At 71.7% G+C, this 18809-nt stretch carries 17 protein-coding genes; 14 read left to right on the forward strand and 3 right to left on the reverse strand.

Translation table 11 applies throughout. The features are described from left to right. Positions 1-20 precede the first annotated feature (20 nt). From F7Q99_RS38495 to F7Q99_RS38530, 8 genes are all read left to right on the forward strand, one after another. Positions 21-677 (forward strand): hypothetical protein, encoded by a 657-nt coding sequence (locus F7Q99_RS38495; protein WP_153471737.1) that lies wholly within the window; start codon positions 21-23, stop codon positions 675-677. Then, positions 674-1420 carry a hypothetical protein gene (locus tag F7Q99_RS38500; protein WP_153471740.1) on the forward strand — a complete coding sequence of 249 codons (747 nt, stop codon included), beginning with the start codon at positions 674-676 and terminating at the stop codon, positions 1418-1420. Before F7Q99_RS38495 ends, F7Q99_RS38500 begins: the two co-directional genes overlap by 4 nt. 457 nt (positions 1421-1877) lie before the next feature. After that, complete coding sequence (locus F7Q99_RS43550; protein WP_153471743.1) at positions 1878-2486, forward strand: RNA polymerase sigma factor; 609 nt, start codon at positions 1878-1880, stop codon at positions 2484-2486. After that, on the forward strand, positions 2483-3202 hold the full coding sequence (locus F7Q99_RS38510; RefSeq protein ID WP_153471746.1) for a hypothetical protein: 720 nt from the start codon (positions 2483-2485) through the stop codon (positions 3200-3202). The genes F7Q99_RS43550 and F7Q99_RS38510 overlap by 4 nt, the downstream gene beginning before the upstream one ends. A 100-nt stretch (positions 3203-3302) precedes the next feature. Continuing rightward, positions 3303-3467, forward strand: a complete 165-nt coding sequence (locus F7Q99_RS38515; RefSeq protein ID WP_153471749.1) for a hypothetical protein — start codon at positions 3303-3305, stop codon at positions 3465-3467. Positions 3468-3532: 65 nt separating this feature from the next. Continuing rightward, positions 3533-3760: an RDD family protein gene (locus F7Q99_RS38520; protein WP_153471752.1), complete on the forward strand. Its 228-nt coding sequence runs from the start codon at positions 3533-3535 to the stop codon at positions 3758-3760. Positions 3761-4045: 285 nt separating this feature from the next. After that, positions 4046-4756 (forward strand): hypothetical protein, encoded by a 711-nt coding sequence (locus tag F7Q99_RS38525; protein WP_153471755.1) that lies wholly within the window; start codon positions 4046-4048, stop codon positions 4754-4756. 55 nt (positions 4757-4811) lie between these two features. Further along, positions 4812-5084: a hypothetical protein gene (locus tag F7Q99_RS38530; protein WP_153471757.1), complete on the forward strand. Its 273-nt coding sequence runs from the start codon at positions 4812-4814 to the stop codon at positions 5082-5084. A gap of 343 nt (positions 5085-5427) precedes the next feature. Here the strand turns inward: F7Q99_RS38530 and F7Q99_RS38535 are convergent, their stop codons facing one another. Continuing rightward, positions 5428-5658, reverse strand: a complete 231-nt coding sequence (locus tag F7Q99_RS38535) for a hypothetical protein (protein WP_153471760.1) — start codon at positions 5656-5658, stop codon at positions 5428-5430. A 348-nt stretch (positions 5659-6006) separates the two neighbouring features. On the opposite strand from F7Q99_RS38535, the gene F7Q99_RS42305 reads away from it, so the two are divergent. The 4 genes from F7Q99_RS42305 (at position 6007) to F7Q99_RS38555 (ending at position 12041) form a co-directional block, all read left to right on the forward strand. Continuing rightward, positions 6007-6630: a DNA-binding protein gene (locus tag F7Q99_RS42305; protein WP_326847573.1), complete on the forward strand. Its 624-nt coding sequence runs from the start codon at positions 6007-6009 to the stop codon at positions 6628-6630. Positions 6631-6635: 5 nt separating this feature from the next. Further along, complete coding sequence (locus F7Q99_RS38545) at positions 6636-8864, forward strand: hypothetical protein (RefSeq protein WP_153471763.1); 2229 nt, start codon at positions 6636-6638, stop codon at positions 8862-8864. Next, the gene (locus F7Q99_RS38550) at positions 8861-9559 is read left to right on the forward strand and encodes a helix-turn-helix domain containing protein (protein WP_326847574.1); all 699 of its coding nucleotides are present in this window, start codon (positions 8861-8863) and stop codon (positions 9557-9559) included. The genes F7Q99_RS38545 and F7Q99_RS38550 overlap by 4 nt, the downstream gene beginning before the upstream one ends. 121 nt (positions 9560-9680) lie before the next feature. Beyond that, positions 9681-12041, forward strand: coding sequence for a DEAD/DEAH box helicase (locus F7Q99_RS38555; RefSeq protein WP_153471766.1), 2361 nt, complete (start codon positions 9681-9683; stop codon positions 12039-12041). Between the two features lie 138 nt (positions 12042-12179). On the opposite strand, the gene F7Q99_RS38560 is transcribed toward F7Q99_RS38555, so the two are convergent. Beyond that, entirely contained in the window at positions 12180-13628 is a 1449-nt protein-coding gene (locus tag F7Q99_RS38560) for a Rieske 2Fe-2S domain-containing protein (RefSeq protein ID WP_153471769.1), read from the reverse strand. 233 nt (positions 13629-13861) lie between these two features. Here F7Q99_RS38560 and F7Q99_RS38565 point away from each other — a divergent pair, with 233 nt between their 5' ends. After that, entirely contained in the window at positions 13862-15136 is a 1275-nt protein-coding gene (locus F7Q99_RS38565) for an ROK family protein (protein ID WP_153471772.1), read from the forward strand. Between the two features lie 215 nt (positions 15137-15351). Continuing rightward, positions 15352-15753, forward strand: a complete 402-nt coding sequence (locus F7Q99_RS38570; protein WP_153471775.1) for a hypothetical protein — start codon at positions 15352-15354, stop codon at positions 15751-15753. An 84-nt stretch (positions 15754-15837) separates the two neighbouring features. Here F7Q99_RS38570 and F7Q99_RS38575 read toward each other — a convergent pair whose 3' ends face one another. Beyond that, the gene (locus F7Q99_RS38575; RefSeq protein ID WP_153471778.1) at positions 15838-16683 is read right to left on the reverse strand and encodes a hypothetical protein; all 846 of its coding nucleotides are present in this window, start codon (positions 16681-16683) and stop codon (positions 15838-15840) included. Between the last annotated feature and the right edge of the window lie 2126 nt (positions 16684-18809).

An 18809-nucleotide genomic window follows, 5' to 3' on the forward strand; every position in this document is an offset into this window, starting at 1 on the left:
GTTCGACCTACCTTGATGTCGTGACCGCCGATGTTCCGTTCTCCCTCGCCGTCCGTCCCGGGGCGCTGCCGGGTGATGCCGAACGGGCACCCAGGGAGCTGATGACGCTGCCCGGGTACTACCGGGACACGCGGCGCTGGCGCCTGGTGGAGATCCGTGTGGGCGGTGGCTGGCGGCCGGCGATGCTGACCGTGTGGCGGCGCCCGCCGGGCAGTGCGGTGTGGGTGGTCCACGTGGCCTGGGGCGGCGGCGACTCTTGGGGCTGGTTCTGCTTCGACGAGAGCAGCGTCAGGCCGCTGCCCGAGCCCCAGGACGATCCCCCGGCCGGTGCGCCGTTCTTCGGGCGGTGGCAGGACGCCGTCGTCGTGCCCACCGAACTCGCCGGGCAGCCCGCGGGGGACGGGACGGACAACTGCTGGCGCCTGGCCTGGGTCCGCACGGGCGGGCGGTGGCGCTCGGCCGTGGTGACCGCCCGGCGCCGTCCCGGGCCCGGGCTGCCGTGGATCGCGCACGCGAGGTGGGGTGAGGACAAGGAGGCGGCCTGGCTGGTCGCCGACCCCGTCACTGTGCGCCCGGTCGCCGCGCTGCCGAACGCGGCCCCCGGACCAGATACCTCCGCAAGCGCGGGCGGCTCGTCCGGGACGGCGGAGGCTGCCGGCACCGGGGAAGAGCGGTGAGCGCGCGGATCGCCCCCGTGCCGGACGGGGCGGCGCCCGACCGCGGCGAGCGGCTGGCGGTTCTGCTGGATGAGACCAGCCTCACCGCCCGCCTCGCCCGTGTCGAAGCCGCTTCCCGGCCGGTCCTGCCCGCGCTGGAACCGTTGTTGCCGGACGGTCGGCTGCCGAAGGGCGTCGTCGTCGAGGTCATGGACGCGAACCTGTTGCTCGCGGTGGCGGCGGGGCCGGCCGCCGCATCGGACATTCTCTGGACCGCGATCATCGGCTGGCCCGACGCCGGCCTCGCAGCCGCTCGCGCCTACGGCCTGCCCTGGGAGCGCACTTTGCTGGCGGACACCCCAGGCGACCATTGGGCCGAGATCGCGTCCGTCCTCGCGGACGCCTGCGACACGATCATCCTGCTCCCCGCCGGATCACCGGCCCCGCGCCAGCTCGCCCGTCTCGAACAACGCCTTCGCATCACCGGCGCCACCCTTCTGACCCCGCTGCCCTGGCCCGGCACTGCCGAGCTGCGCCTGACCGTGAGCGGCTCCGCTTGGAGCGGGCTCGGCGACGGGTACGGCGCTCTTGAGTCCCGGACGGTTGCCGCCCGCTGCGTCGGCCGGGGCCGTGCCGCCCGGCCACGCGAGGCGCTCCTGCGGCTGCCCGACGAGTGCGGTGGCGTGAGCGCCGCAGTCCCGGTGCCGGCTGTGGCGCGTCCCGGCGGTGTGGAAGCCGTTGCCGCGGTGGTCGCTGCGGGCTGACGGAGTGTTGGCCTGGCCGGATGGGCTGTCAGCCCGTACACGGAGCGGGTGGGCGGGTTCGGACAGGAGATCCGCATACGGAAACAGTGACGCTGGTCACATTTATTACCGACGGTGACCCGTCAGGTACTCGAAAGTAACTGGCGTGGGGCCGAGTTGGAGCGGGTGTACCGGGCTCGCGACATGTGCCGCTGTCACGCTGCGTTGCCGTTAGCGATCTTTCCGTGAAATCCCTCTAGGCCATATGCGTGAACCGGGGTGCTCGTTTGCAAGTCTGAAGGTGGGCCACAAGGTGGCTTCGGCGTGCAGAACCTGACGCCGTACCTGACCGAAAGAGTGAGATGGACACCCTCTGCGAAACGGCTGCAGCCCTCCAGCCGGTCCGCACCAACGCCCGCCCGCAGCTGGTGCTCAGCTCGGTGGCGGCCGCCGCGCACTCGAGTTCGGGAGCGCCCCGGTGAACGACGACACCTTCGCGAGCAGTGAGAGCGGTTCCGCCGTGCACGAGCCCGTCGACCTCTCGCTGGACTTCGAGGCCTACTTCCTGGCCAAGCAGCGGACGTTCCGTCGCTACGCCGCCGAGATGATCGGGGACACGTCGGTCGGCGACGAGGTCGCGCACGAGGTGTTCACCTACCTCGCCCACAACTGGGCCCAGGCCCTCGCCGCCCCGGACTTCGAACAGCACACCTGGGGGATCCTCGCCGGCGCCGTCATGTACCGGGTCCACTGGCTCCAGCGGGAGAAGGACCTGGCCGCCCGTCTCCGGGCAGCGCGCCAGAAGCTGAAGCAGATGCACGAGACCCTCTCCCGGATCGAGGGCGGCGCCGGCCTCTACACCGCCCTCGCCGAACTGCCGACCCGCCAGTGCGAAGCGTTCGTTCTGCACACCAGCATGGGCTACACCGCCGAGTACAGCGCCGAGATCCTGGGCATCCACCCCCGGACCGTCGACTACCACCACCGCCGCGCGATCGCGGCCCTCGAACGACTGCTCACCGCCCGACATGTCCTGCGCCGCACCGCCGTCGTACCCGGGCCCCGCCGCGAAGGAGCCGACCGATGAAGCCCGAGAAGAACCTCGACAACCTCCTCGACACCCCCAGCGGCGGCGAGCCCGACGACTTCGACGTGCCCGCCGCACTGCGCCGCATCTCGGCCGACGTCGCACGGATCCGCCGAGGCCAGCAGCCTCCCCCCGGCTGGTGGGCCGAGCAGGACCGCGCGCGGACCTGCCTGGAGACGGTGGTCTCGGCGGAGATCAACACCAGCCGCCTCGCCCGGATCATCGACCTCGCCGACCTCCTCGACGGCCACCGAGACCCGAGCGACCAGCGTGTGGAGGACCTGGTCCAGGAGATCGAGGGATTCCGGCTCTTCGGCTGCCTGCTCCACTACACCGGGCACCCCGTCAGCGCCGAGTTCTGGTGGAAGATCGGGGCCGGAGCCGGCGACCACACCTCGGCCTGGTGCCTGTACCTGCACCACCTCGGTCGCGGGGAGATCCGCGAGGCCCGGCTGTGGTTCGAGCAGGCCGTGAGCGTCGACGGGGACCTGGGGCCCGGCGTGCCCCGGCCCACCGTGCCGGAGATGCCCGACTACTTCCGCGCTGCTCCGATCGCCATGGACACCCGCGTGGCCGAGCCCTCCGCACCCTCCGACGTCCTGGCCGACGAGGTCGACCGCCTGGTGATGCACACCGGCGACGACACCGACGGCCTCGTCCCCTACCCCGACCGCCGCCTGGCCGCCCGCGTGGAGGAATTCGCGGGTCTGCGCTGACCCGGTCGGCCCGCCAGCACCGGGCGGTCACACACCGGCTCCATCTGCGGTTCCCGGGACCGGGAACCGCCTTCTTCCCCAGCCCGACGAGAGGCCCCCGATGTCAACCGTGCTCCAGCACGCCGCCCTCATCACCGCGGCCAGCACCGCCTGGTACGCCGTCGCCGTCACGACCGCCGCGGTGACCGCCGTCGCCGCGCGCAGCGACGCCCGCCGCCACGACGCCCGGGAGGTCCTCAAGGTCCTGGTCCGCCGCAACCACTGACCCACCGTACGCTCGGCCCCGGCCACCGATGCGGGCCGGGGCCGAACAACGCCGCGGCACGGGCGGTGCGCGGGCAGACGGGCGAGTCCGTCGGCCAGCGCCTGATGGGCATCGTCACCGTCGACGAGGACACTGGCGCCTCGATCGGCCCGGCCCGCTCCGTCATCCGCAGCCTCGCCCACGTCCTCGACATCCTGCCGACGTTCGCCGCTACGCCCGTCCCGTTACCTACCCGCGCCGTCAGACCTGGGCGGACACCATCAGCCGGACCGTTGTGGTGGAGAGGTCGCTGATCAACGCGATCGCCGAGCAGCCTGCCAAGCAGGTGCTCTGCGGCTCGAGGCCGGGTCGAGGCCGGGTCGAGGTCAGTCTGCCGGCCGGCGCGGCCCGGAGGGGGTGCACCTCATCGGTACGGCCCGACCCGGCCGTGTCCGACGCAGGGGAAGGTCGTTGAACGCTGCGGCATTTGAGGTGGTCGCCGAAAGCGGCGACGGCCGACGGAGCCGTCGCCGACTACGGCGACAGAGGGCATAGACCGCCGCCGTCGATGTGCGGTGTGGGAGGGGAACGACGACGTGTTGAGTGAGCGCGAGAGCGTGACCGGGGCGGAACCTGGAAAGGAGGCGACGCCTGCCCGCGCGGCCGCCTTGGCGCTAATCGCCGCGCACCGGCTGCTGGGCCGGGAGGCCCAAGCGCTGGCCGACGGCGAGAAAAGCACCCCCTCGTCGAAGGACCGGGCGGCCACGCTGCGAAGGAAGCAGGCCCTGCTGGGGGACACCTGCCGGTACTTGTCCGGAGCGGTCAGCTTTCTCGCCTCGGTCGTCGGGTTGCAGGAGCTGGGCGTCGACGGGCAGAGCCCGCAGGATGCGGCCGGTGAGCCATACACCGCGCTGCCTGCCCTTGAGGATCTAGACAGCGACCTGTTCTCCACGGTCTTCGAGGAACTACACAAGGCCATCGGCGCACTGCGCAAGGTCTACGTCCCCACGTGCAAGCACCCCGATCTCGCGTTTCCCGAGGATCGGGCGGCGATGGCCGAGGTGGTCGCACACCTGCGGACCGGCTTCGCGCTGCTGGAGGCCGCGCACGGTGACGAGGACGCGGAGGAGGAGAGCACCGGCACTGAGGCCCTGCTGGACGAGCTGGAGCAGATCTGCGCGCCGTTGCCCTCTCAACACGGGGAGATGAGCGACGAAGCCGTCATCGCTCGGGTGCTCAACGACCCGCGGCTGGCCGCGAAGACCGCCAAGGCGTTGCGCTTGCGGAGGCAGGGAGCAGCGCCGGCGTAGCCGCGGCTCCCGGTTCGTGCCCGCGGTGTCGGTGGCGGCTGGGATGCTGGGCGGCATGGACGACGATGCGCTGATGCGAGGTCGGGTCTACGGAGCCGACCACGACGATCCCGACCCGGGGCCGCGTCCTGGGCATCAGTACCGCGAACTCGTGGGCGGCCCGCTCGACGGTCTCCTCCTCGACGTCACCGGCTGGGATGCTGAGCAGCTCGCCGACGGCGCCGCGCTGGCCACGGAGATCGGCCGGTACGGTGCCGGCGGTCGCGCCCACTACGAGCCGCGCCTGGCGGATCCGTCCCGCTGGGACTGGTCGGGCGACACTCCCTGACCCTGTCGGGACCAACCCCGGCGGCAGTGCGGCGCGGGCCCGCACAGACTGGAAGAAGGCCGGTTCGCGCCCGGACCCCCGAGCGGGCGGCGGACCGGCCGTGCCGCTTCCCCCGGCCGTCCGGCTGGCATGTTCGCGGCCGAAAGTCTGCAGGTCAAAGCCCTGTTCAGCGGATGATCGGTGGGTCTAGCATTCCCGGCACGGCGGCCCCACCACAGCACCACCGGGCCGCCGGCCAGAGCAGCCGCGCCGCGGCTCGGCGCTGCTTGCCTCCCACCGGCCGGGCCCGTGGAACGTACCCCCCGCCGTTCCCGGGCCCGGCCGGGCTGCGTCTCCCCGCGAATCAGGTCGTCGGATCAGCGACGGTGTCCGGGCGGGCGGCCTGCTTGAGCTTCATCTCGGCTTCGTGCCGGTTCCCTACCGTGGCCCAGTGCGGGTGGGCGTACAGCTCGGCGCCGACCGCGGCGAACGCGGTCCGCTTCTCCTCGGTCGGATCGGCGGCCCAGTCGGCCTCGGCGGTGTACCAGCGGCGCTGGAGTTCGAGCAGGTCAGCGGGGAAATCAGCTTCGGTCACCGGTTCATCGTAGGTCGCACACCCGTACGGTCGGTGCGCGCCGTCCCGGACGGGACAGCTGGCGGTCGAGGCTCACTGGAACGGCCCCCAGCCCGAAGCGCGCGCGGCCGTCGCGGTTGTTGCCGCCGTCGTTGGCCTTCGGCTGGCGAGGAGTCATCTTCTTCACCCTCTTTCCGGGGTTGGTAAGCCGACCGCAGCCTCACCCGGCGCCGACAGCGGAGGGCGGACCACACCTTCGGGCATGCTTGTACGACTTACTAAAAAGGCGTGGACAGTGTCGGAGGGGAGGCGTAGAGTCGCCCTAGCGTTTCAAGTTAGGTGAATAGGCGTGGAGGTCTGGGTGTGTTCGTGACGACCGGTCAAGCCGGGACGGCGCTGGGGTGCTCGATCCCGACGGTGAAGAAGCTGATGGCCACCGGCGTGGTCCCGGGCGTGCGCGACGTCGGTCGGCAGGTGTTCCCGCTGGCCGCGCTCCAGCAGTTGCAGGCCCGGCCTGCCGCCGACCTGACCGTGCTTGGCACGGCCGAGGTCGCGGTGCTGCGCTCGGACGCCCCGTCCCGGGTGGACGAGTCGGACCGCGACTGGATCGGCTTCGGTACCGCGCTGGACCAGGCGCAGCTGCTGGCCTCGCTGTCCGGCTGGTGGCGGTGCGACCCGGCCCGCGTCGCGGTCGGCGGGGTACTGCCGGTGACGGTCGCCGGGTTCGTGGTCGCGGTGCTGACCGGCCTCACCGAGTGGGAGTCCGACGGCACGGTCGGCACCACCGGCCGGTTCCGCTTCCCGAAGGCGCGCATGGCCGGCTACCTGACTGACCTCACCGCCCCCGCCAACGCCGCCGACCCGGCCGACCCGGAAGACGCCCGCCTGGCGGGCCTGCTGCTCGGCACCCGCCTGGCGTCCGTGTCCGGCGGCCCGATCGCCTACGTCACCACCAACCCGACCACCGACACCACCACCGACGAGGGGGAGTAAGCCTGATGGACCGCAAGACGTACACCGCGAAGGTCGCCGAGCTGCGCCCGCTGCGCGAGGAGATCGGCAAGGCCGAGAAGACGGTCGCGGCCGCGCAGGCCGCGCTCGACAAGCTCAACCAGCAGCGCGCCCGCCGGATCACCGAACTCGCGGGGTACGAGGGCGCGAAGGCCGACGCCATCGCGAAGGCCTCGGGTCTGTCGGTCGGCGACGTCGTGCGGATCGCCCCCCTGCTGGACCCGACCCCGGCCGCCGTCCGCGCCGCCAAGAACGACGACCAGGCCGCCGCCGCCGCTGCGCCCGCCCCGGCCCCGGAGGCCGAGCCGGTCGCCGAGCCCGCCACCGCGGTCGCCCCGGTGCTGGCCCGCCCGGCTCCCGTACTCGAGCAGCCGGCCCCGGCCGCCCCGGTCACCGAGGTGCCGACCGAAGTCGAGGACCAGGCCGTCGCCGAGCAGCCCGCCCCCGCCGCTGCGCCGGTCGTCCCGGCCGCTTCGGTCGCTCCGGTCGCTGCCTCGCCGCGTCCGGTGGTCGAGGCCGGTCCGCGCGAGCTGCCCACCCTCCCGGAGGGCCCGGCCGGTGCCCGGTACGAGGCCGTCACCACGGGCTTGGTCTCCAAGCGCCCGAACTTCACCCAGCAGGCGCGCAGCACGGTGTTCCTGGACGCGGCGGCCGGTGTGCTGGCCGTGCGCGACCAGACGGTGCGGCTCGACCTCGGCGCCCGCACTCCCGGGGAGATCCTGGACGCGGTCCTGGCCACCGCGCCCGGCACCGAGCGGATCTACATCACCGCCGGCGCCCCCTGGCACGACGGCGCCGAGCGCTACTCCACGCTCAAGGACGCCGTCGCGGCCTGGCTCAACACCCCGAGCGAGCGGTGGACCACCGCCGTCGGGAGCGGCCGGGACAAGCTCGCCGGGCACTTCGTCCACCAGCGCCAGCCCGTCGGCCGCTACGCCCCCGCGAGCGCGCCGGACAGCGGCACCACCGAGATCCGCTCCATGGGGGAGTGGTTCGACCCGGACGGCGCCGACGTCGTCACCTGCCGCCAGGCGTTCACGCTGCTGTGGCAGGCGCTGCGCCGGCACTGGGACGACGCGGTCCTGATGGGCTCGCCGTCGCAGACCGGCCGGGACCTGTGGTCGCGCACCATCCCCACCACCGGCAAGTGGGCCGGCGGCTACCCGGTCCTCAGCGAGGAGCTGCGGGGTCTGCTCCACGCGACCGGCGGCCAGGGCCGTACCGAGCTGCTCCTGCCCCCGCGCGTCCCGGAGCAACTGCCCGCCCTGGTGGAGTACGACCGCACCTTCGCCTACGCCAAGCACTTGTGGAAGTCTCCGGTCGGCACTCCGCGCCGGATCACCGCGGCCGCGTTCGCGGCGATGACCGAGGCGGAGCAGGTCAAGGCGCTGATGTCCTGCTCGCACTGGAACATCAGGGTGACGGTCCCGGCCGGCTGGAACCACGTCGGCCTGCTGCCGGCCCCCGTCACCGGTGACCGCGCCTGGATCTACCCCTCGGAGCCCGGCGCCACCTTCACCACCTGGGCGGGCGGCGCCGAGGTCCACCTCGCCTTCGCCAACCACCTGATGCCGTGGCGGATCGAGATCCTCGGCGGCCTCCTGTGGGAGGACGGCAAGCCCTTGGACGAGTGGGGCAAGCGCCTCAAGGCCGCCTGGGCGGACCTGACCAACCTCTCCAAGCTGCACGGCGACGAGCGCCAGCGCACCGCCGCCTACCTCGCCAGCCGTGCCGTCCGGTCGGTGCTGCTGTTCGGCCTGGGCGGCTTCGCCCAGCGCCCGCGCCTGGTCTCCGGCACCACCCCGGTCGGCGAGACCCTCCCCGCCGGGGTCGAGATCCTCGGCCTGGACGGCGCGGTGGTCACCTGGCAGCGGCAGGCCGGCTTCTCCCGCGACCCGTACGCCCACCCCGAGTGGGCCGCCTACGTCTGGTCCGGCGCCCGGGCGGCACTGCTGGACATGAAGTACCGGCAGGGCAAGGAGATCATCGGCCACGCCGGGGCCCTCCACGCCAAGCCCGGCACGGTCGTGTACTTCGGCACGGACGGCATCGCCCTGACCGAGCGCCAGCCCTGGCCCTACCGGGGCGAGCCCGGCGACTACCTCCTCAAGGGCCACCTGACCGGCCCGGTGGAGCACCCGACCAGCCAGGAGCAGTACCTCAAGCTGCGCGGCCTGGGCCGCGCCGAACTCGCCGAGAAGGGAGCTGACCAGTGAGCCCGGCCGACCCGAACAACCCGAACGAGGCCGCGCGCCTGACCCAGGAGCTCATCGACCAGGGCTACACCAAGCGCCAGGTCGCCAAGATGCTCGGCCGCGACGCCTCGCTCGTCTCCCAGTTCTTCACCAAGGGCAAGGGAAAGGCGTTCGTCGGCGCGCTGCGCCAGGTGGTGCGGGCGGTGCGCGGCGGCGAGCGCGACACCGAGGCGCTGTCCGGGATCGCCGAGGCGAACACCAAGCGGCGCACCACCAAGACCGGGCAGAAGGCCCGGGTCCGGGGCAAGGACACCGTCGGTGAGGCGGGCGGCTCGATGGCCGGCCGGGCCGGGAAGCAGGCCATCAAGTCCGGCGCCGCCCACCTCGCGCCCGTGGTCCACGAGACCGGCCAGGCCGGCGGCCGCCTCGCCTTCACCGTCCGGATGAAGGCCAACCAGTACACGATGTCAGCCGGGTCGGCGGACGACTCGCCAGGCCTGCGCCGAGGGTTCATCCCCCGAGCCGACGGCACCGAGGAGCGCACCTACGGCTCCAGCTCGACCGGCGGGTTCGACGCCGCCGAGTGGAGCCAGCGCGTCGCCGATCACCACGGCGACGTCACCGAGGCGATGCGGGCCTGGCTGGTGGAGACCGGCCGCGCCGTCGAGGACGCTGACATCGCCTACCTCGAGGTCCGCGGCTGGATCCCCGAGTAGGACCGACGCGGCCTCTCCCCATCCATGACCTGGCCCCGGGGAGAGGCCGCCCGCCCCGACCCTTCCACAGCCCCGCCAGCACCGGCCCAGCCGTCTCAGCATCCGAAGGAGAAGCACCGCCGTGGAGACCACCACCGCCACCGCCGAGCAGGACGTGCCGGTCGGGCTGCGAGCCCAGGCCGTACCGCCGCTCCCGGCGCAGCCGTCCGGCACCGCCGTGAACCCGCTGCCGCTGCACTGGTTCCAGAAGGACGCCGTCGCGGCCGCGGTGCGCGAGGTGAAGGACGGCGGCCGGGCGACGGTCGTCGCGGCGACCGGCTCCGGCAAGACCCTCATCGCGGCCGGCTGCGCCCGGCGTCTGGCGGCGCGGGGGCGGGTGCTGGTGCTGGTGCCGACGATCGAGCTGTTGGAGCAGACCGCCGAGGCGTGGTCGCTGCGGGGCGGTCGCCGTGGGCTGGCGGTGGCGGCGTGTTCGCGGGAGGAGGCGCTGGAGAGCGCGGAGGCCGGCGGCCGCGTGCACGCCCAGGTGTCGACGCAGGCGGCCCGGATCACCGACCTGGTCAACGGCGCCCCCGACAACCAGCCGGTCACCGTGTACGCCACCTATGCCTCGCTGGAGCGGATCGTCCAGGCTCACCGCGACTTCGGCCTGTCGGCCTGGGACCTGGTGGTCATCGACGAGGCGCACCGCACGGCCGGTTCGGAGGGGAAGGCGTGGGCCGCGATCCACGACGACGCCCAGGTTCCGGCGAAGCGCCGGCTGTACTTCACCGCGACCCCGCGGATCGCCGACGACCGGCGCGCGAAGGACGGCTTGGCCGACCTCGCCGACGCCGACAGCGAGGGCGCGGAGAAGCTGCCCGCGCTCTGCTCCATGGACTCGGAGGAGATCTACGGCAAGACCTGTTTCACCTGGACCCTCGGGCAGGGGATCGAGCACGGCTACCTCGCCGACTACCGCGTCCTAGTGCCCGTCGTCACGGACGAGGACCTGCGCGAGCTGCTCAAACTCCCCGCCGTCGCCGACCTGCGCTCCCAGCGCAGCAACGAGGAACTGCTGCGCCTCGCGTTGCAGATCGCGGTGCTGCGCGCGGTCGCCGACCTCGGCCTGCGCCGCGTGATCACGTTCCACTCCCGGGTCAGTGCGGCGCGGGAGTTCGCCGGCAGCCTGCTGGAGGCCTCGGAGCTGCTGGAGGACGCGGAGCGCCCGGAGCGGATCTGGGCCAAGGCGGTGGCCGGCACCGACCGCCTCAAGGACCGCCGGGCCGCGTTCGCGGACTTCAAGGCCCACACCGGCGAGGACGGCGAGGAGTGCGGCATCCTCTGCAACAGCCGACTCCTGACCGAGGGCATCGACGTCGCCGCCGTGGACGCCATCTGCTTCGCGGACCCCAAGTCGAGCGTCATCGACATCGTCCAGGCCGTCGGCCGCGCGCTGCGCCAGTCCTACCGCGAGGGCAAGGTCTCCTGGGTCATCATCCCGGTGTACCTGCCCACCCCGGAGGTCGGCGACGACACCGCCACCGCGCACCCGGCCGAGGTCCACGACGCCGGCGAGGCCGTGAAGGCCGAGGCCGACGCCGAGATCGAGGCCAGCTCGTTCCGCACCATCTGGCGGGTCCTGCGCGCCCTGGCGGCCCACGACGCCCGGGTCGTCGGCCGGATCACCGAGTTGCGCGCCTCCCGCTCGCAGGGCACCGCGCACACCACCGCGGCCAAGCCGGCCGAGGGCGAGGCCACCGAGGCCGGTGAGGGCAAGCAACAGCCGGTCCCGGCCGAGTCGCCGATCGAGTGGCTGCGGATCAACGCAAAGCAGCACGCGGCGCAGATTCTGCAGACCGTGAAGCTGCGGGCGTTCAACCCGCGGGCGGTCGAGTGGCAGCGGATGCACGCCGTTGCCGCGGTGTTCCATCTCCAGCACGGCCACCTCGACCCCACCGACAAGACCAAGCAGGCCGAGCTGATCTCCTGGCTCACCCGCCAGCGCCACCTCCACGGACAGGGCCTGCTCGATGCCGCCCGGGTCAATGAGCTGGACGCGCTCGGCATGATCTGGTCGAAGAACGCCAACGCCTGGGAACGCGGAGCCGCCTACGCCGCGGCCTTCCACCACCAGCACGGCCACCTGGCGATCCCGGCGACCGCGAAGCTTGACGACTACGCGGTGGGCGCGTGGATGCGCCGCCAGCGCAAGGCCGACAACCTCACCGACGACCAGGTGGCCAAGCTTGACGCGCTGGACGAGCTGTGGCGCCTGGAGCCGGACTGGAACAGGTCGTACCGCCGCCTGCTCGCCTACCGCGCCGCCGGCGGAACCCTCGACGGCCCCGCCAACCGCACCGGCGGCGAGGCGGACCCGGCCTTCCGCCCCGGCACCTGGCTGCGCAAGCAGGCGACGGCTCGTGCCGCCGGGAAGCTGTCCGACCAGCAGACCGCGCTCTTGGACGCGCTCACCCGGCACGCCGAGACCGTCACCGGCTGACCCACTGACCCCCCCCGCACCGATTCCTACCGCCCCGGCCCACTCTGTTCGCCGTATAACTCGAGACCCGTGCTGACATGCTGATCCTGGACACGGAAATGCCGCCGACCAGGAGCGCCGGCGGTTTCCGCAGCACCGTTAAGCGGCAAGGTTGATTCGGAGGTAGGGGCCGTAACCAACCACGCGGCGCAGGTAGAGACCGCGCAGAGCCTGGACCGCTGAGCCGTCCGCGTGCTCGTCCAGGGCAGGGACCTCGCCGACGAGCCGGTAGGTGAGGCCGATATGCGCTTCGAGATCGTTGAGGTCGGCGTGCAGGACCTGTTCGAGGGCAAGGGCGAGGTCGGGCGAGTGGCTTTTGCCTTCGGCATACGGTGTGTCGTAGTTGGCCAGGAAGGTGCTCAGCGCGTTGCGGTAGCTGCCGTGGTCGACGTTCATCGCCCCGGTCAGCTCGATGGACAGGGCCGGCGGGGCCATGGTGGGGCGCACCGAGGCCTGGTAGGCATCGGCGGACATCGCAGCGGCCAGGTGCATCGCGGCAGTGAGGGCCCGGACGTGCTCTACCGCTTGGCGGAGCTGAGCGACCGTCCCGGAGCGGTTCTGGCGGTTCAGCAGAGTGTCGGCGGCGGCAAGGGCGGCGGCCGCGGACCGGTTTGCCAGGGCGTACACGCGATGGCCGAGCCGCCACCGCGCCTGCGGGGTATGTGCGGGCAGGGCCTGGTCTTCCCCGACGTCCTCTCGGATCACCAGCGGCGCGTGCGGCACCTCGGCCCTGCAGGTCGTGAGGAAGCGGGCGGCGAACTCGGTCAGCCAGGCTGCATCGTCGGGCGTCAGAGGCGCGTGGAGAAGATCCGCGGCAAGCGCTCGCAGGGTCGGGGCCGCGCTGGCCACGGCCAGCTTGGCGGACAGCTGCGGGGCACGGGCTACCCCGAAGTACGCATCGTAGATCTGCACGTCGTCGGACAGGCCGCTGGAGTCGGCTGCCGCGGCGGCTTGGCCGGCGAGCTCGCTGCTGCCGTCCACGAGTTGGCCCAGGAGGTCGTACGCCGCGCGCAGAGCTGCCCTCGCGTCGTCCCGAACGGTACCGCCACGCAGAGCCGCAGCAGCCTCCCGGAAGGCGGACGCGGCACAGTCGGCAAGCTCCGCCAGATGCCCGTCCAGCAGTGAACTCTGGTCGATCGGGGCCGAGGAGATGACGAGGATCGGCTCATCCGCTTGCGCCTCCGGGCGGTCCTCCGATCCGAAGTCCGCCCACCATGCGCCGGACTCGTCGCGATAGGCCCGGGCGAAGACGAGCCCGCCGACGGCCCGGCCGTCCGGGGTGGGCTCGCCCGTGGATCGCCGCCACCGGTATCCCTTGTGGAGGCACTCGAAGTGGCCATCCGGGCTGATCTTGCCGTGCACGGCGAGGTCGTGCCCGCGGTGCGGGCACTGCCGCGCCATTGCCCGCGGGTGGGAGCTGTCCGCGTCCACCAGCACGATGTCCGGGTGTTCCGTTGCGGTGAAGGGACGTCCGGCCTGCGGCTGAGCGGCGTAGCCGAGCCGTACCTTCTTCGACCTACCTGCGGAGTCGCTCGTGGTGTCGGTCATGTCCGCCTCCCTGCGTGGCGGTAGCTCGGCTCATCGGCCGGGCGGTGATCGTTCTTCACAAGTCTCTCACATTGAAACCGGCGAGTCTAGGCCAATCGGGTAATCCGGACATTCTTGGATATTGGTAACTTTGGGAACGTGAAACCCGTGGGTTCGTGTCCGCTGGTGCACACGGGGGGCCCGGAGGAAGCTTGAGCCCTGGGGGACTGGCAGATGAGAGGAGAGGGTCTCCCGTGCGATTCTTCGCTGCAGAAGACAGGCGCGTGGCGCTCCACATGAAGCTCGCCGAGCAGGTCGAACCCGATCTGCTCGCGGCGGTGATCTGCGCCGGCGATAGCCCGATGTCCCGGCTGCGATATGTCACCGAGAGCGGACTGTCCGCGCCCACTGTGGGTCGGGCGGCCCGCGCCCTGATCAAGGATGGACTCCTCGCAGAAGGCGAGCAGTTCCCGATTGACCGCCGGGGTCGGCCTGAGATCACCTTGAAGGTCGACCCGAAGCACGTACATCTCGGGCTCGTTGTGGAAGACGAGGCCGAGCCAACGGGGAGAAGCGCTGGGGTCAGGGTCGTCGCGATGCCCGTCACCCTTGATGGGAAGCCGTTCGAAGGGATGCCGCCCATCGCGGTGCCCATCGCGGAGAGGAAGATTCCTGACCTAATCACGTCTGTGGTCGACGCTGTTCGCCAGCTGCGCCAGAAGGTCGAAGAGAGAGGAGCCCGCGTCGAGGGCGTAGGGCTGTCGCTCGGAGGACACATCTCGGCGGATAATTGGGTGCAGTACTCGTCGAACATCGGGAGCGAGCAAGACCAGCCTTCCCCGTTGGGAAGCCACCTAGAAGAGGCCATCCACCTTCCGGTCATGCTTGAGAACGACGCCAATGCGCTTGCCCGGCGACACCTGTGGTTCACGCAGGAGCCGAGTTCGGCCTACGCGATCGTCCTGCTCAAGTCGGACGGCATCGGCTGTGGAATCGTCGCGGATGGGTCCGTCTTTACGGGCGCTCGCGGCATGGCCGGGGAGTTTGGCCATCTGCCTATGGACCCAGATGGTCCTACGTGCCGCTGCGAGAACCATGGCTGCCTGGAGGCAATCGCGACTCCTCGTGCCATCTCTCGGTCCCTGAAGTTCGAAGGCTTCGAACAGGTGAGCAAGGCTGTAGCGGCCAACGATGAGGACGCGGCGCGGGTCCTTGGTGAAGCTGGGAGCTGTCTGGGGCGAGCACTCGCAACGCTGATCAACATCATTGATCCTGGGAGGATTTTCCTCTTGGGAGTTGATGAGTTGACCGACCGTGAGGCGAACTCAACGGCGGCGGTCTACCTGGACGCCATGGCGGAGGCCGTACAGAAGCACGTGTTCCGCAGTGCCCGGGATCGCTACGACCTCGAGCACATCTGGGCGAACCTCATTGTGTCGGGCCTTCCTACTGAGACCGAGACCACGGTCGCAGCCGCTGCCCAGTGCATTCAGGAAGTCGTCAAATCCCGTTCCGGCAGCAACGGCTGAATCGAGTCCCGCCCAGACATCGACGGCCTGGAGGCACTCGCACGGCGCGTCACCGAGCTCGCCCGGCCTGTCGTGCGTTGCAGGTTCTGACGGACCGCCGCGGCCCAGGCCCTGCTACCGCTGAACGCGGCTTGGCCGGAGGTCACCGGCTGGGCCGCGTTGCTGTGTCGACAGGCGCGCGGCTGTCCACAGCCGCCCCGGGCCAGGGTGGCGCCATGACGACGAAGAAGACCTCCGTGCCCTGCCACGCCCACGCCGCCGGCAGCTGGGGCTGCCCGGTGGCGGAGCTGTGCACCGTCCAGACCCGGCTTCTGGCGTTGCTGGAGCGGTACGCCGACGGCCCGCTGAGCATGGACTACCGGTTCAGCCCGGACGAGACCACCCAGCGGGCAATCCGCCTGCTCGCGGCCCTCCTGAACGTGCCTCCCAGAGCCGTACGCCGCCACGCCCGCAGCTCCCGCTGGCCCGCCGGCCGCAAGCTGCGCCAGGCGGTGCACCACCAGACGGAGGAGGAGTTCTGCCCCGCGCGCCTGGCCGAGCGGGCAGCGAAGCAGGCCCGTGCGGAAGCAGCGGATGCCCGGCGTCGGGCCGCGCGTGCGAGCCACGGAGGCGAGTAGCGGCGAACAGCTCCGCGAGGACTCCTGCACAGGCCGATCCAGCGCGAAATGGCGGTCTGCGAGCCGCTGTCCACCCGGGGACGATCAGCTGCGGGCCGCTGACTTCCCTACGTCGTCGGTGGCGGGGGCGGTGCGGACGCTCTGCGGCTCGATTCGTTGGGCGCTGTCCCAGAGCTTCTCGTACTTCTGCCGGTAGGCGTGGGCGATGTCCTCGGGCGGGCTGATGACGGCCGTGAGGTGTTTGCCGACGCCGTTCACGGAGGACCCGAGAAGTTGAACTCGCTGGTCGGCGCCGATGATGCAGCGGTCGTGCAAAGAGCTGTCGCCGGAGGCCCGGACCTCGATGTCCGATGCGTTCGGGACGGAAGCCAGCGCGACCGCGATGGCGGCGTGCTCCTTCTCCGCAGTCTTGGCATTCGGCTTGCTGGCGGTGATCAGGATGCGCGCGAGCGTCGTTGTGGCAATGAGGGCAAGGGACTCGGCCTTGAAGTAGGGGTCGACCAACAAGCCGGCTCCAGCCAAGGCCAGGCGCCGCGTCAGTGTCACGTAGACCAGCGAGTCCTTCGGGTCTAGGGCGACGTCGGTGATGTCCGAGTCGGTGCCCGCGTCGGCCTCCGTGTCGCATGCGGCGAGCACCTGGCGGCCCAGGGAGGTAAGCGTCACCTCCGAGTCCTTCACCGTGGCCCAGCCGACCTTCTTCAGATAGTCCAAGGTGGGGCCGGGGCGTCGCATTGGCCCGCTTCCGAACAAGTCGGGGAGCAGCTCGAAGGTCGACCACGCGGTGTCCCGTGGGGGTGTCGTACGTGCGAACGCCTCGACCTCCGCCTCGGTCAGGATGCGTCCTCGCCGGGCGAGGGCGTCGATGTACCAGAGCGTTCGGACGACGTGGTCCGGGACATGGCCCATACCCGGATTGTCCCCCGCTCGCATTGGCCCGCTCTACCCGGCGAAGGGTCGCGGGGTGTGACCTGTTGGTTGGTGTGGGCGTGTTTTGGCCTCGCACGGCGGGTTGTCTGGACCTTTGGTTGTGCCTGTTGGGGCTCCGGTGGGGTTGGTGCCGTCCGGGATTTGGTGACTGTGTGTGGTGGTTGGTGGTTGGTGGTTGGTGGGGGATGTGGGGTGGCCGGGGCCGCTCGGGGGTGGTTCGGCGGTGCGGGTATTTTTTCGGGCTGTGAATTTCGCCGGTAATTCGGTCGGGTTGTTTTGGTGGATTGGCCGCTGGGTGGTGGTGTGAATTCGGGTGGAATTGCTGGGTGGGGGTGGTGGCGGGGGTTGGTGTTTGGTTTCGTCCGGGCCGGGCCCGTCGTCCCGGGTGGCCGTGCCCGCCTCGCTGCGCCGCCGTCCCGGGCCTGCTGCTGAGCCTGCTCGGCCGCCGTCGTCCGGGGTCCGCCGTCCAGGCCGCGCCCCGTCCGGGTGCGTGCTGCCGCCGTCCCGCCGTGCTGGCCGCCGTGCTGCGCCGCCGTCCGGGCCTCGCTGTGCCGCCGTCCGGGGCCGTCCGGGGCTGTCCGTCGTCCCGCTGCGCCGCTGTCCCGGTTGGACGGCTGGGTGGCCGTCAGGCCGCCCCGGGGGCTGTTCTGGTGGTGGTCCGGGAGACCGTCCTGGCGCTGTCCTGGTGGTGGGTGGGGGTTGTCGCGCTTGCTGTCGCGCCCCCCTGTCGCGTGGGGTGCTGTCGCGTGTTGTGACGTGGGCGGATGCCCCTGTTTCCCTGTGTGTGGTGGGGGCGCGACAGGTGGGTGCGACAGGTGCCGGGGTGGGGCCGCGGCTGCTGCTCGGGTGGTGGTTGCTGCCGGTGCCGGCGACTGCCAGGTGCCGGTTGTCCTGGCCGCCGTCCGGGGTCGCCGACGCCGTCCCGGGTCCGCCGTCCGGGGTGGCCGGGACGGCGGCCGCTGTCGGGGCCGGCCTGGTCCTGGTGGTGGTGTTCCGTGGCCGGGTGGCCGGGTGGCCGGGTGGCTGGCGGGCTGGTGGTGGGTGCGGGGTGCAACGCGGTGTTGCGCGGGGGTGCAACACGGGGCCGTGTTGCGGGTCTGACCAGGCGTTATGTGGTCGGGAGCGGGGGCGGGTGGGCGTGTTGCACCCCGTGTTGCGCCGGGCTGCGCCGGTTGGCCGGCCTCGGCGGCTCCCCGCCTCCCGGTGCTGCGCCCCGCCCCTGGCCGCCGTCCTGGTCGGCCGCCAGGCCGTCCCGCCGCGCCCGTCTTGGCCGTCCGGCCGCTGTGCCCGTGCCCGTCCTGGCCGCCCGGTGCCGCGCCCCGCTGCGCCCCGTCCTGGTCCGGTGTTCGGTTTGGTGTCGCCACTCCGGGAATTGTCCGGGTGACGCTGGGCGGGATTTCCTGAGCGGTCGGGAAGGGCGGTCGCCGTGTCGGCCTGGGAGGGCCGTAGGCCCCTTTCCGAGGTGCCCGAATTCGATTCCCCACCGCTGCGCCCCGAAATGGTTCCGGATTTCCCCCAGAAAGGGAGCGGAAGGGAATTCGGATTCCCGCGGGGAGTGCGATCGGATAGAGCCGTGGTGGATGGTCGCCGCGAGGTTGCCTGTTCTCCTCCGACACCCATCAGGGAACCGGTAGGATAGGGCTGTACGGAAGTCAGGGAAACGCCGCCGGATTCGCTGCGGATTCCGGTCGGGAGTCTGCGGTTGAGGGCCCGTCAGCCACCGCTATGCGGGGCGCCCGTGAGGGCCCGCCACCCGGGGCCGGGGAGGCCGAGCCGGACCGGCGGCCCGGAGGTTGCTCCCGAGGGCCGCAGGCCCCGCCCCAGGGGCGCCGGATGGGCCGCCAGCCCAGCAACCAGACGGCGGACCGGCCATCGGCCGGGACCGGGGGAGGGGGCCCGGGGGTGGGGTTGTGACTGATACCCGAAGTCCGCGACACATCGTCAACGCCGAGGGCCGCAGGCCCCGGCCGGCACCCCCGGCCCGATCGGAGGGATGGCCTACTACCCGAATTTCGCGTCACATCGTCAACGCTCACCCCCGGGCGCAGCCCGGAAACCCTGCCAGCAAACCGGCCCGTAGGGCCGTGAAAACACCGGCCCAACAAGCCGGGATGCCGACCGATTGACGG

Origin of the sequence: Streptomyces kaniharaensis (assembly GCF_009569385.1) — a bacterium.
Classification (GTDB): Bacteria; Actinomycetota; Actinomycetes; order Streptomycetales; family Streptomycetaceae; genus Kitasatospora; species Kitasatospora kaniharaensis.

Bases quoted from the DNA above. Each gene is read 5' to 3' on its own strand.
- F7Q99_RS38575 (WP_153471778.1), bottom strand. From the start codon at position 16,683: ATGCGAGCGGGGGACAATCCGGGTATGGGCCATGTCCCGGACCACGTC.
- F7Q99_RS38530 (WP_153471757.1), top strand. From the start codon at position 4,812: ATGGACGACGATGCGCTGATGCGAGGTCGGGTCTACGGAGCCGACCAC.
- F7Q99_RS38570 (WP_153471775.1), top strand. From the start codon at position 15,352: ATGACGACGAAGAAGACCTCCGTGCCCTGCCACGCCCACGCCGCCGGC.
- F7Q99_RS38515 (WP_153471749.1), top strand. From the start codon at position 3,303: ATGTCAACCGTGCTCCAGCACGCCGCCCTCATCACCGCGGCCAGCACC.
- F7Q99_RS38545 (WP_153471763.1), top strand. From the start codon at position 6,636: ATGGACCGCAAGACGTACACCGCGAAGGTCGCCGAGCTGCGCCCGCTG.
- F7Q99_RS38510 (WP_153471746.1), top strand. From the start codon at position 2,483: ATGAAGCCCGAGAAGAACCTCGACAACCTCCTCGACACCCCCAGCGGC.
- F7Q99_RS38560 (WP_153471769.1), bottom strand. From the start codon at position 13,628: ATGACCGACACCACGAGCGACTCCGCAGGTAGGTCGAAGAAGGTACGG.